At 39.8% G+C, this 12371-nt stretch carries 13 protein-coding genes and 1 pseudogene; 11 read left to right on the forward strand and 3 right to left on the reverse strand.

Annotated features, from left to right (window positions below; all coding sequences use genetic code 11):
* Positions 1-40 precede the first annotated feature (40 nt).
* From ACEW8U_RS20885 to rplS, 4 genes and pseudogenes are all read left to right on the forward strand, one after another.
* Positions 41-604, forward strand: a pseudogene (locus ACEW8U_RS20885) (30S ribosomal protein S16); the annotation flags it as partial.
* A gap of 297 nt (positions 605-901) precedes the next feature.
* Positions 902-1432 carry a ribosome maturation factor RimM gene (gene rimM, locus ACEW8U_RS20890; protein ID WP_373523993.1) on the forward strand — a complete coding sequence of 177 codons (531 nt, stop codon included), beginning with the start codon at positions 902-904 and terminating at the stop codon, positions 1430-1432.
* Positions 1432-2139 (forward strand): tRNA (guanosine(37)-N1)-methyltransferase TrmD, encoded by a 708-nt coding sequence (trmD, locus tag ACEW8U_RS20895; protein ID WP_373523994.1) that lies wholly within the window; start codon positions 1432-1434, stop codon positions 2137-2139. Before rimM ends, trmD begins: the two co-directional genes overlap by 1 nt.
* Before the next feature lie 64 nt (positions 2140-2203).
* Positions 2204-2575: a 50S ribosomal protein L19 gene (gene rplS / locus ACEW8U_RS20900; protein ID WP_373523995.1), complete on the forward strand. Its 372-nt coding sequence runs from the start codon at positions 2204-2206 to the stop codon at positions 2573-2575.
* A 140-nt stretch (positions 2576-2715) separates the two neighbouring features.
* Here the strand turns inward: rplS and ACEW8U_RS20905 are convergent, their stop codons facing one another.
* The gene (locus ACEW8U_RS20905; protein ID WP_373523996.1) at positions 2716-3201 is read right to left on the reverse strand and encodes a hypothetical protein; all 486 of its coding nucleotides are present in this window, start codon (positions 3199-3201) and stop codon (positions 2716-2718) included.
* 350 nt (positions 3202-3551) lie between these two features.
* On the opposite strand from ACEW8U_RS20905, the gene gltX reads away from it, so the two are divergent.
* The 6 genes from gltX to ACEW8U_RS20935 all read left to right on the forward strand — a co-directional run bounded on the left by gltX (position 3552) and on the right by ACEW8U_RS20935 (position 10643).
* Positions 3552-5090: a glutamate--tRNA ligase gene (gltX, locus tag ACEW8U_RS20910; protein ID WP_373523997.1), complete on the forward strand. Its 1539-nt coding sequence runs from the start codon at positions 3552-3554 to the stop codon at positions 5088-5090.
* Between the two features lie 5 nt (positions 5091-5095).
* A complete protein-coding gene (locus ACEW8U_RS20915) occupies positions 5096-5302 on the forward strand; it encodes a hypothetical protein (RefSeq protein ID WP_373523998.1) in 207 nt (68 codons plus the stop codon).
* A gap of 134 nt (positions 5303-5436) precedes the next feature.
* The gene (locus tag ACEW8U_RS20920; RefSeq protein ID WP_373523999.1) at positions 5437-8202 is read left to right on the forward strand and encodes a carboxypeptidase-like regulatory domain-containing protein; all 2766 of its coding nucleotides are present in this window, start codon (positions 5437-5439) and stop codon (positions 8200-8202) included.
* 54 nt (positions 8203-8256) lie between these two features.
* Positions 8257-8919, forward strand: a complete 663-nt coding sequence (locus tag ACEW8U_RS20925; protein ID WP_373524000.1) for a porin family protein — start codon at positions 8257-8259, stop codon at positions 8917-8919.
* A gap of 67 nt (positions 8920-8986) precedes the next feature.
* Positions 8987-9568: a NifU family protein gene (locus ACEW8U_RS20930; RefSeq protein ID WP_373524001.1), complete on the forward strand. Its 582-nt coding sequence runs from the start codon at positions 8987-8989 to the stop codon at positions 9566-9568.
* Between the two features lie 4 nt (positions 9569-9572).
* Positions 9573-10643, forward strand: a complete 1071-nt coding sequence (locus tag ACEW8U_RS20935; protein ID WP_373524002.1) for a DUF3810 domain-containing protein — start codon at positions 9573-9575, stop codon at positions 10641-10643.
* A 169-nt stretch (positions 10644-10812) separates the two neighbouring features.
* Here ACEW8U_RS20935 and ACEW8U_RS20940 read toward each other — a convergent pair whose 3' ends face one another.
* The gene (locus tag ACEW8U_RS20940; RefSeq protein WP_373524003.1) at positions 10813-10977 is read right to left on the reverse strand and encodes a hypothetical protein; all 165 of its coding nucleotides are present in this window, start codon (positions 10975-10977) and stop codon (positions 10813-10815) included.
* Positions 10978-11138: 161 nt separating this feature from the next.
* Positions 11139-11855, reverse strand: a complete 717-nt coding sequence (locus ACEW8U_RS20945) for a pyridoxine 5'-phosphate synthase (protein ID WP_373524004.1) — start codon at positions 11853-11855, stop codon at positions 11139-11141.
* Between the two features lie 61 nt (positions 11856-11916).
* Here ACEW8U_RS20945 and ACEW8U_RS20950 point away from each other — a divergent pair, with 61 nt between their 5' ends.
* Positions 11917-12366: a GatB/YqeY domain-containing protein gene (locus ACEW8U_RS20950; protein WP_373524005.1), complete on the forward strand. Its 450-nt coding sequence runs from the start codon at positions 11917-11919 to the stop codon at positions 12364-12366.
* The last annotated feature ends 5 nt before the right edge of the window (positions 12367-12371 follow it).

Genomic DNA, 12371 nt, shown 5'->3' on the forward strand with positions numbered 1-12371 from the left:
GATGGACGGGATCCATCAATTCACTAAATATCAAATTTATATGGCAGTAAAAATCAGATTATCGCGTAGAGGCAGAAAAAAAATGGCCATCTATGACGTAGTAGTAGCTGATGCTAGAGCTCCACGGGATGGACGCTTTATCGACAAATTAGGGACTTACAATCCCAACACTGACCCTGCATCCATTAACATCAACAATGAGCGCGCTCTTAAATGGTTGTTGAATGGTGCCCAGCCTACAGAAACTGTAAAGGCAATGCTCTCTTACAGAGGTATCTTGTTGCAAAAACACCTTCAGATAGGTGTCTTAAAAGGTGCTATCACCCAAGAACAGGCAGATGAAAAATTCGAAGCTTGGAAAGAAAGCAAAGAATCTACAATTACAGGAAAAGTTGACAAACTTACTCAGTCCAAAGCTGATGCACGCCAGAAAGCAATGGACGCTGAAACAGCTAAAAATCAAGCCCGACTTGATGCTATTAAGAAAAGAGAAGCTGACGCAATTGCCGCAGCAGCTCCACCGGTAGCTGAAGCACCTGCAAAGGAGAAAGCTCCAGCGGCACCCGCTGAAGAAGAAGCTCCTGTAGCAACTGCTAAAGAAGAAGCTCCAGTAGCAACTGCTGAAGAAGAAGCTCCAGTAGCAATTGCTGAAGAAGAAGCTCCAGTAGCAATTGCTGAAGAAGAAGCTCCAAAAGCATCAAAAGAGGAAGAAGCTCCGGCCGTACCCGCTGAAGAAGAAGCTCCAAAAGCATCTGCCGAGAAAGAAGCTCCAGTAGCAACTACTAAAGAAGAGGCTCCAAAAGCATCTAAAGAGGAGGAAGCACCTGCAGCACCTGCTGAAGAAGTAGCTCCAGAGGCATCCGCTGAAGGAGAAGAGCCTAAAGCATAATTAAATCCTACCATGAACAAAGACAGTTGTTTTCAATTGGGCTATGTAGCCAAAGTTCATGGGCTTTATGGAGAAGTGAGTATAGTACTGGATGTCGATTATCCAGAGGATTATGAAGATCTCAAGCATATCTTCATCGAGCAAAAATCCAGATTGGTCCCTTTTTTTATCGAGCATTTTGTATTGCAGCACAATAACAAAGTCTTGGCAAAATTTGAAGATTTCGATTCGGTGGATGATGCAAATAAGTTAGTGGGGTCAGCTTTGTTTCTCCCATTAAAAGAACTGCAGGAGTTAGATGAAGATCAGTATTATTATCACGAACTCATTGGGTTTGAAGTGTTGGACGAAGCACTTGGAAATATAGGGGAAGTCAAAGTCATTTATGACCTTGAAACCCAGGATTTATTGGGTGTTGACCATCAGGGTAAAGAAGTTCTGATTCCTATCAAGGACGGAATTATTCAGAAGGTTGACAAAGCAGAAAAGAAAGTTTACTGCTCATTGCCCGAAGGATTGCTTGACATATACTTGGAAGACTGATGCGGATAGATATCATCACAGTTGTTCCGGATTTATTGGAAGGTCCTTTTTCTCATTCTATACTCAAAAGAGCAGAAGAAAAAGGACTCGCAAAGGTTCGGATACACAACATAAGAGATTATTCCAGCGGCAAACAAAAGCAGGTTGATGACTATGCTTTTGGAGGTGGCGCAGGGATGGTCATGATGATAGAACCTATTGCAAAATGTATCGAAGCACTGAAAAGCGAAAGAGATTATGATGAGGTCATTTATATGACCCCCGACGGAGAAACATTCAACCAGCCAATGGCCAATGAACTCTCTCTCAAAGGTAATATAATCATTCTCTGTGGACACTATAAAGGCGTGGATGAGAGAATCAGACAAAAATGGATAACCAGAGAAATCAGCATAGGTGATTATGTCTTATCTGGGGGAGAATTAGCAGCAGCTGTAGTAGCTGATGCAATTATCCGACTTCTTCCCGGTGTCTTAAATGATGAGACCTCAGCATTGACAGATTCCTTTCAGGATGGGCTTTTGGCCCCTCCAGTATATACCAGACCAGCGGAATATGATGGAATGAAAGTGCCTGATATTTTATTGTCAGGTCATCAGTCCAAAATTGATTCATGGAGGTTTGAAGCATCGGTTCGCCGGACAAAGGAAAGAAGGCCTGATTTATTGGAAGGCAATGAATTCCAAGGCGATTTAAAGTTTGAATGAAATAATTGAATCTATCAAAAATAGCTCTGTGGTAGCGAACCACAAGCACATAAAATATACAGCTATGAGCGAACTAATTAAATTTGTAGAGGCGGAATACAGTGAGGCTAGAACCAAACTTCCATCTTTCAAAGCAGGAGATACCATCAATGTCCACGTGAGAATCACCGAAGGAAACAAAGAGCGTATTCAGCAGTTCCAGGGAACTGTCATCCAAAGAAAAAACCCCAATTCAAATGGAGAGACCTTCACTGTAAGGAAAGTATCCAACGGAATCGGTGTTGAAAGAATTTTCCCTATCCTTTCTCCATCCATCGAAAAAATCGAATTGTTGAGAGAAGGTAAGGTAAGAAGAGCGAGGTTGTTCTACTTAAGAGGCCGTCAAGGAAAAGCAGCCAAAATCAAGGAGAAAATCAGACACAGAAAAGACGCTTAATTGTCTTTATCTCAAAAAAAGGAACCCAATCGGGTTCCTTTTTTTGTTTTGCATTAAATGAAAAAAATCCTTGTTTTAGTATCCCTGCAATTCTTCCTAGGACATGGTTTTGCAATTGCTCAATGGAAGATCTCTTTTTATCAAAAACTTTCTGACTTATTGGGACAGGTTTCAAATGAAAACTTTGTAATCACTATTACCGGTATCCCTAAATTTTCATAAACTTCAATACAGTTAGGATCATTATTTCTAATAGCTGCTATCTCTACATCAGATGCAATCCTATAATTAAAAAATATAGAAGAAGCTTCCAAGCCTTCCAAAATATTTTCATCTATGGGATAATCCGGTATTATGGCTTCTACCACATTTTTGTATTCTATTGGAGGGCGTGGGTGGAGTACAGGTGCAGCCATAGGAATGCTAACATTCTTTCCGATTTTGATTGACTCAGAAAATTCAATCCAAATGGATTTTTTATAACAGTCAGTAAACCTTAGTCTATAATATCCCCCTGGTATCCTACCTTCAATACATTGATCCGCAGGATCTGTTTCATGGTTTAGGCAACCACAAGCCAATACGAACAGTATCCCAAGACAAAAGTTTTTCAATAATCCTTTCATGGCAGTAAATTGACAAATTACGATTTCTATTAAAGACGTAATTCTGAATACAAATGCGACAAGAGTGAATTAATTTTTACCATCTTTTAGTAAGCTGATAGAATTTCTCCAAATGAAACTTAGAATCACTCATAGGGGGCCGCTTTTCCCTGGACAATAAATATTTCATTTTATTGTTATATTTAACAATTTCATGAAAAATAATTGGTTAATCAAAATTCATTATTCTTTGCCAATATCAATGGCCATAATTAAGGTATCCTCATCTTTTCCTATCTTTGCAGCCTTAATCCAATAAATAATATTTACATGTGGAAATATTTCGCATGATACAAGAATAAATCAATACCATGACCAAGGAAGTACGCGTAAGATTTGCACCTTCTCCTACCGGAGCATTACATATCGGTGGGGTGAGAACCGCCCTATACAATTACCTTTTTGCAAGAAAAACCGGCGGTAAATTCCTGCTGAGAATCGAAGATACGGATCAGACACGTTTTGTACAGGGCGCTGAGGAATACATCAAAGAAGCCTTGGATTGGTTGGGAATAGGTCCTGATGAAAGTCCCTGGAATCCGGGAGATTGTGGGCCTTACCGTCAGTCGGAGCGCAAACCCATGTACATGCAATATGCCATGGACCTGATCGAAAAAGGGCATGCCTATTATGCTTTTGATACTTCAGAGGAACTCGAAGCGATGAGAGAAAGATTGACCGCAGCCAGGGTAGTTTCTCCCCAGTACAATTCTATTACCAGGACCCAGATGAAAAACTCTCTTACCCTTCCTGAAGATGAGGTCAAAGAAAGATTAGCATCTGGAGAAGCATACGTCATCAGGGTCAAGATCCCAAGAAAGGAAGAAGTAAGGTTAAATGACATGATCCGCGGTTGGGTTATGGTGCATTCCAGTACCTTGGATGACAAAGTTTTGATGAAATCAGACGGTATGCCGACTTATCATTTGGCAAATATCGTGGATGATCACTTAATGAAAATCACCCATGTGATCAGAGGAGAGGAGTGGTTGCCTTCTGCGCCATTGCATGTGTTGTTGTATAAATATTTTGGATGGGAGGATACTATGCCCCAGTTTGCACATCTTCCGCTTTTGTTGAAGCCTGATGGAAATGGAAAACTTTCCAAGAGGGATGCAGATAAGCAGGGTTTTCCTGTTTTCCCCATGGATTGGACTGATCCAAATACAGGAGATAAAGCAATTGGATTCCGTGAACAGGGTTATTTACCCGATGCTTTCCTCAATTTCCTTGCGTTTCTAGGTTGGAATCCAGGTGACCACAAAGAACTGTTCTCATTGGAGGAGTTGATAGAAGCTTTTTCTATCGAAAGGATAGGCAAATCAGGTACAAAATTTGACATCAATAAATCGAAGTGGTACAATGAACAATACCTCAGGGCTAAATCAGATGAGGAACTTGCAGCATACCTCTTGTCAGATCTTGAAAAAGAGGGTATAAGTTTGGATTTGGCTAAAGGTGCCCAAATTGCTCACATTATAAAGGAAAGGGCAACTTTTCCGGCTGATCTTTGGAAAGAAGGAAAGTTTATGGTCAATGCCCCAACGGATTTTGACGAAGAAGTGGCTTCCAAAAAATGGAACAATGAAGCGGTAATCGTGTTGGGTACCTACAAAGAAAAACTGAATCTGTTCGCAGGAGAATTCACTCCAGCATCTGCAAAATCCATGTTGGAGGAAGCAGCGGAAAAAAACGGCATCAAATTGGGTAAAATCATGCAGGCGGTAAGATTGGCTGTGACAGGGGTTGGTGCAGGTCCGGACCTGATGGCTGTTTTCAGCATCATTGGTAAAGAAGAATTGGCCAAACGGATTGGTTTTGCGTTGAAAACTTTAAAAGTAAACAGTTAATTATCATGGCAAAGAAATCCAAAAAAGAAGAAAACCCAAAAGTACATAAGGATCTTGATGGTTTTAAGATGAACATCAACTCCTTTGGAGAGATCTCAAGTAGCTTTCCAATAGATAAAATCAACGAATTCCTCAATCAGAACGTAGAAGACAAGAAGCTGAAGGATCGAGAAGATATTGAGGATATTAAAGATGGAAAGAAGAAAAAGTAAAATTTTGTTAAAAATCCATAACGAAAATAAAAAAGCACAATTTCAATAAGATTTTGTGCTTTTTTTTTAACTAAACTTGACGATTAAAAATAATATGAGTATAATTCAGACTTAATTATTAGTACATTATTTATATGAAAAAGCTGACCTGTATTTTATTTTTGTTTTGTATTCCTTTTTTAGGTTTTGGACAAACTGGAACCATCATAGGAAAAGTGACTGACTATCAGACAGGGGAACCGCTCCCTTTTTGTAATGTCTTTATCAATAATACCACTATTGCTACTACAACGGATTTTGACGGAAATTATGAATTGAAGGACTTGGCGGAAGGAGAGTATGAAATTGGGTTTTCCTTCATCGGTTATCAGGCTATCCAAAAACCGGCTTCCCTCAAACCCGGGGGACAACTGACCATCAGTGTAGCCTTGGTGTCTCTTGAACAGGAGCTTTCAGATGTGGAAATCAAAGCTTCAAGAGACAGGGCATGGGAAAGGGATTTAAGAAAATTTAAAAATTATTTTTTGGGTAATGATAATATGGCTGCCCAATGTGAAATTCTTAATCCATGGGTAATTGATTTTCCGGATGACAATAGCAATAACAATTTCAAGGCCGTTGCATTTCAACCTATTGAGATCAAAAACAACGCCTTGGGTTATTCACTGACTTTTGACCTCAAAGAGTTTGCCTTTACCCCCCAGTACAGTATCATTTCAGGTGCTACGAGATTTGTGGAAATGGAAACCGATGATGCCAAAACCCAACAGCTTTGGCAAAAAAATAGGTTAGATACCTACCTGAAATCCCCTGCGAACATGTTCAGGGCAATGATCCAAAACAACCACAATCAAGAGGGATTCTATCTTTATGGAGACAAGCCGGGAGGCTCCGCAAGTCAGAATATGAGATCGGATGTTTTTTCCAGTGAACTTGGAAAATCCATAGTGGAATACAAACCTGAAAACCTGGTAAGTGCAGGCAGAAAGCCGGGTGAATACCGAATTCTGATGAAAGGAAGGATTGAAATTCACTATGAAAAAGGCTATTCAACGGTCAATACTTATAAAGATGCTCCTTATCCAATCTCCTGGCTTGAAGTAAAGGGTAATTATGTGAATATATCTTCTAATGGCATGGTGCTAAATCCACAGGATGTAACCTTCTCCGGGGATATGGATAAAAGAAAAGTGAGCGCTTTACTGCCCATGGACTATAAACCTACGCTTGCTGATAGGATTGATGTCCAAATTGCAAAAGATGCCAATAGCTTACAAGAAAAAGTCTATTTGCATACTGATAGACCATATTACTACCAGGGTGATCAATTGCTGTTTAAGGCTTATTTCCAATATGCCAATCCTGAATTGAAAAGGGAACTGAGCAAAATTCTATATGTAGAACTCATATCAGGGGATAGGGATTTGATCATTCAGAAAAAATTCAAAATAGAAAACGGACTTGCTGTTGGAGAAATTTTTCTTCCGGATACTTTGAAGCAAAAGGAATATTACCTTCGGGCCTATACTTCCTGGAACAGAAACTATGGACCTGATGCCTATTTTGTAAAAGCTCTTCCAGTGCTCTCTGCTTATGATAGAATTTTGTCATCTGAAAATCCCCAAGATCTAAACCTTCCGATAAAATCAACTTTTGTTTCAGAAAAGGAAAGTTATGGAAAAAGAGAGAAAGTGTCTTTGCAGGTTTCTTTAAAAGATGAAAGTGGCAGACCGGTTTCTGCCAATCTTTCAGTTTCTGTTAGGGATACTCATTATGCTTCTGTTATTCCTGAATCATCTAACCTTGAGAATAGCCTGAAGGTGATGGAGGTTCCTAAAAATATCACAACAGAGAAATTTACTTATCCCCTTGAAAGGGAATGGAATGTTTTTGGAAGATTTTTGAACGAGAAAGCAAAGCCTGCTGCTACGCCATTTACCGTTTATTTTAATAATTTTGAAGGGACAATGGAGAAGGAAACCGATAAAGACGGCACCTTTGTCCTTGAAGAAATGGATTTTTATGGACCGGTTGATTTTGCCTTTTTGGCTTTGGACAAAAAAGGAAAAGCATTTGGCACTTTTGAGCTCACCCCAAGACTTAACCCACCTTTTTTTGTTCCTTCTCACATTACCTTTCCCAAGATCACTACCACCAATGAATCAATTTTTGAAGGACTAGAGGATGAAGAAGAAACTGTAACTCTGGAACAGGTAACCATAGAAACCGAAAAAGAGGACAATACGAGGCGGGCAATATATGGGAAAGCAGACCATGTGGTCAGTGGAGACAAACTTAACAAAAACGGTACTGTCAGTGATTTGCTCAACAGTCTTAAAACTCAGATTCCTGGCATGTCAGTCACGACCACTTTACAAATTCGGATAAGGGGAGGTGCCACTTCTGCCAACCTTTCCATGGAACCTTTGGTGATGGTCGATGGTGCCGTGATGCCTTCGGGGCTAGGGACAAGGGCTGCAGATAATATTGCTGCAATCAATCCCAACGACATAGAAAGGATTGAAGTGGTCAGTAGAATGAGTGCTATGATGGGTGATTTGGGAAGAAATGGTATAATTGCCATTTACCTCAAACGTGGAGGCTCACAAATGCCGGTTTTAACTGGAAATACCCCGGGATTGAACAGTCTTGAGATTGATGGGTTTGGCTATGGAGGAAGTTTTGTTCCATTTGATTATAGTTTAGAAGAGGAACACCCCGAAATTGACCAACGGGTGACACTTTATTGGAATCCTTATTTGGTCACAGACTCAGATACAGGACAAATCAATTTGGAGTTTCATACCAATGATTCTGAAAGTCCAAAAATTGTGGTTATAGAGGGTTTGACCATTGATGGTAAGCCTGTCCATGCTACTCATCTAATTCTCTCAAAATGATAAATCCTGAGTACTTCAGGTTGAAAAGATTGATAAACAATCCTAATTTTGGAAATGCATCATAAAAGCTTGTTTCTTTTGTTTTTGATTTTATTGGGAGTCTCGGAAGCTTCCGAGGCCCAGACAAGTTTTGGGATTAGAGGAGGATATTCTTCTTCAAATATAACTTACAGGTATGCACCTGGTAGACCACCGGTCCGGACTTCTGGCATTACTGCACCGACATTTGCATTTGTCATGGAGCATTTTACCAATAAAAATGCAGGAATACAGATTGAACTTCAGTATTTAAAGTTGGGCTACACCCAAGAAGATGAAGTTTCTTTAGCTGTCAACCAATCTGAATGGGAATATCTAAAAGTTCCATTCCTATCCAATTTTTATGCAGGAAGAGGTGGCAGATTCCATATCAAACTGGGGCCACATTTTGGATATCTGTTAAATGCCACCGACACCCAAAGGAATTTTGAAGGGCCGACATTATTACCTACTTATGGAGGGCCACAAGATGATCCGAGGAAATTTATGTACGGACTGACCGGTGGGGCTGGATTATCTAAATTGTTTGGAAAAAGTACCTTGGAAGGAGATGTTAGGTTTTCCTATGAATTTGGTAGACCTGAAAGACAGGACAGGATTTTTGATATGAATTCCACCAATATTGAGATTACTTTGACCTACCTTTTTCAGGTAGCAAAAACAAAACTTCAAAATTAAACCCGAAAGGAACTTATCTACTGCTTTGTTGGTATAAGGAGGTAAGTATCCAAACAATTGACCAATCATGTTACAAGCACAGAAAAGACCCGTTCATATTTACTTAGAGGCTAATCCAAATCCTAATTCTTTGAAATTTGTAGTGAATTTTATGTTGGCAGATGAAGGGGTGAGTTTTGATTATCCAGATCAGGCCAGCACTGAAAATTCTCCTTTAGCCCATGAGTTATTCAATTTCGCTTCTGTAGACAGGGTATTTATTGCTTCAAATTTTGTCACTGTTACCAAAAAAGGAGATTTGGATTGGATAGAGATCCAGGATTTCATCAGAGATCATATCAAAAAATATCTTGAGGCAGGTAAAGCCGCTGTTCAGTTCAATTTTGATAAGGACCCTCTTTTTGATGAAAATGATTCTGAAACTGTTAAAAAAATTAAAGGCATTTTGGACGAATATATCCGTCCAGCTGTGGAACAGGACGGCGGTGCTATTGTATTCCATAGTTTTCAAGATGGAATTGTTAAAGTATTGTTGCAGGGAAGCTGTTCAGGATGTCCTTCGAGTACGGTAACCTTGAAAGCAGGTATTCAAAACCTGTTGACCAGAATGCTTCCTGAAGTCAAAGAAGTGCAGGCAGAGGGAGTTTAATTTGATGTTTCGAGGGAATTGGACGTGGACGATTTTGGGCCTGATCAGTATTTTGATCAGGCATTTTGCCATTAAATACCCTGAGAAGACCGAGGTAATATATTCCAGAACCCTATTCCCAGGAATCAGAAATCTGGTGGACAAAACCATTTCCCAATTGCCTTTTGCCACAGTATACATATTTGTTGCTTTTGTTTTTGTATTTATTGGGATCTATATCTTTTATCTTATTGGAAAAGAGGGTTGGAAAAACAAATTGGGATATTCCATTAGGTCTTTGAGCAATTCCCTGGGCGCACTTATATTTCTTTTTTTGATCCTGTGGGGATACAATTATCATAGGATTCCCATTTTTGAGCAAATAGGGATGAAACCTTTGCCCCTAAATCAGGAACAACTTATGGGTGAATTGCAGCTGACCCGAAATATCCTGAACCAATTGCGGTACAATATTGAGGAGGATACTGTCGCCATAGAAAGTATCATGGACTATCCCGATCTGGAAAAACTGGTTAGGGCCAATATGAGAGAAAACCTCTATTTGTTGGGGCTGAATTTTACCGGAGAACCTCGAACCAAGCAATTCTATCCTGCTGGCTTTATGAGAAAGATGGGGATTTTGGGTATTTATTTCCCATTTACTGCCGAAAGCTATATTGACCCAACCTTGCATCCATTGGAAAAGCCTTTTACCATTGCGCATGAAATGGCGCATAGCTATGGCGTGACGGATGAGGGAGAGGCTAATTTTATCGGATGGGTGATTTGCTCCAATTCTGATGACCCCTTGTTGCAATATTCGGGACAGCTGAGGTTGCTTCGCTATCAGATGAATGACATATATAGAATATCCAAGGAAGATTATACTGCTTTTTATAAAACTTTATCCGCAGGTATCCGAAATGACCTGATTTCCATTCAGATCGCCCAACAAAAAATCAAACCCTTCAATCTGGACATTAGCCGTAAATCCAATGACCTTTTCCTCAAAACCCAAGGCGTAAAAGCCGGCGTCAACAGCTATCAGCAATTGCCTATGTTGGCCTTTGCATGGAGAAATAGTTTGAATGAGTAGATCAGAATATAAATGGAGGCAATGGGTTTTTGAAAAAATTTAACTAATCATTTCCAAATTTCAGGATCTTGGCTTGTAGATAATACAGCTAATACTATAACCCTGCTTTCTTCAACTGTAAAATGAATAGCATATAGGAACCGATAGACCAATCCAAATCTAGATTTTTTTACCTGATTTGATAATGTAGGGGATTTACTTGGATCAGACTTAATTTATGATCTATTTCTTCAATAAATTCTATCCCTAAAAATTCTCTTTTTTGTTCATACCACTTCGCATATTCTAAAATATCATGTTCCGCTTCAGGTTTGATGATTAATTCAAACTTCATAGCTGCTTTTTCACTCGGGATTTAACAACTTCATAACTTTCGCCCGAAGTTGTCATCTTTCATAAACCAACTGTTTTAATTAATATTTCTTGAATTTCTCAAATTCCTTAAGGTATTGAAAACCCAAATCTAAAATCTAAAATCTCACGTCTCAAATCTCCTCACTCCTCCAACTGCCTCCTATACATCTGAATTGTATTCTCCAATCCAAAGTACAAGGCATCACAAATCAAGGCATGTCCTATCGATACCTCCTCCAAAAACGGAATGCTTTTTTTCAGAAAGTTGAGATTATGCAGATCAAGGTCATGTCCGGCATTCAAGCCCAAACCTAGTTCCTTGGCAAGGAGCGCTACCTCAACATAAGGTTTGACAGCGGCATTCCTGTCTTTTGGAAAAAGGCTTGCATATGGTTCCGTGTAGAGTTCCACTCGGTCAGTCCCCGTAGTTCTGGCAGGCTCAAAATACTTGGTCTCCGGATTGATAAAAATGGATACCCTTGTACCGGATTCATGAAGTTCGGCTACAATGTCTTTGAGCATTTCTTGATGGGTAATGGTATCCCATCCATTATTGGAAGTAAGTACATGGGGAGGGTCTGGAACCAAAGTAGCCTGTGCAGGCCTGATCAAGCGGATAATTTCCATAAACCTCTTGTCAGGATATCCTTCAATGTTGAATTCGGTGGCCACAAGTTTGGACAGGTCGATTACATCCTGATAGCGGATATGTCGTTCATCAGGTCTAGGGTGGACAGTTATCCCTTGGGCGCCGAATCTTTCACAGTCTAACGCAACCTTTACAACATCCGGATTATTGGCTCCCCGTGCATTTCTAAGGGTAGCTATCTTGTTAATATTTACACTCAGTTTGGTCATTTTCCTAAATTAAAAGATAATTTTGTGACAAATTTACACCTATAACACAAACAACAAGACAATGAGTTTAAAGCCAAGTGTAGAAAGTGAAATCAAAAAAGCCATGTTGGCCAAAGACAAAGACAGATTGAGAGCGCTTAGGGCCATCAAGTCTTTGATTTTGTTGGAGGAGACCAAAGGCGGAAGTAAGGGAGAGATCACCTCTGAGGATGAAATGAAACTGCTCACCAAAGCAGCCAAGCAAAGAAAAGATTCCGCTGACATATACAAACAACAAAACAGAGAAGATCTTTATGCAGTGGAAATGGCGGAGCTTGAAATCATCAATGAGTTCCTTCCAAAGCAGCTGACCGATGATGAACTGGAAGCAGCCTTAAAAAAAATAATCAGCGAAGTTGGTGCCGATGGTCCAAAAGACATGGGCAAAGTTATGGGTGCTGCCACCAAGGAATTGGCAGGAAAGGCAGATGGGAAAGCCATTTCCCAAAAGGTAAAGGCCTTGTTGGGCTGATTTTC

The sequence above is a fragment of the Aquiflexum sp. genome, assembly GCF_041751335.1.
Taxonomy (GTDB): Bacteria; Bacteroidota; Bacteroidia; order Cytophagales; family Cyclobacteriaceae; genus Aquiflexum.

Coding starts and splice junctions, on each gene's coding strand:
- rimM (WP_373523993.1), top strand. CDS start 902: ATGAACAAAGACAGTTGTTTTCAATTGGGCTATGTAGCCAAAGTTCAT.
- trmD (WP_373523994.1), top strand. CDS start 1,432: ATGCGGATAGATATCATCACAGTTGTTCCGGATTTATTGGAAGGTCCT.
- rplS (WP_373523995.1), top strand. CDS start 2,204: ATGAGCGAACTAATTAAATTTGTAGAGGCGGAATACAGTGAGGCTAGA.
- ACEW8U_RS20905 (WP_373523996.1), bottom strand. CDS start 3,201: ATGAAAGGATTATTGAAAAACTTTTGTCTTGGGATACTGTTCGTATTG.
- gltX (WP_373523997.1), top strand. CDS start 3,552: ATGACCAAGGAAGTACGCGTAAGATTTGCACCTTCTCCTACCGGAGCA.
- ACEW8U_RS20915 (WP_373523998.1), top strand. CDS start 5,096: ATGGCAAAGAAATCCAAAAAAGAAGAAAACCCAAAAGTACATAAGGAT.
- ACEW8U_RS20920 (WP_373523999.1), top strand. CDS start 5,437: ATGAAAAAGCTGACCTGTATTTTATTTTTGTTTTGTATTCCTTTTTTA.
- ACEW8U_RS20925 (WP_373524000.1), top strand. CDS start 8,257: ATGCATCATAAAAGCTTGTTTCTTTTGTTTTTGATTTTATTGGGAGTC.
- ACEW8U_RS20930 (WP_373524001.1), top strand. CDS start 8,987: ATGTTACAAGCACAGAAAAGACCCGTTCATATTTACTTAGAGGCTAAT.
- ACEW8U_RS20935 (WP_373524002.1), top strand. CDS start 9,573: ATGTTTCGAGGGAATTGGACGTGGACGATTTTGGGCCTGATCAGTATT.
- ACEW8U_RS20940 (WP_373524003.1), bottom strand. CDS start 10,977: ATGAAGTTTGAATTAATCATCAAACCTGAAGCGGAACATGATATTTTA.
- ACEW8U_RS20945 (WP_373524004.1), bottom strand. CDS start 11,855: ATGACCAAACTGAGTGTAAATATTAACAAGATAGCTACCCTTAGAAAT.
- ACEW8U_RS20950 (WP_373524005.1), top strand. CDS start 11,917: ATGAGTTTAAAGCCAAGTGTAGAAAGTGAAATCAAAAAAGCCATGTTG.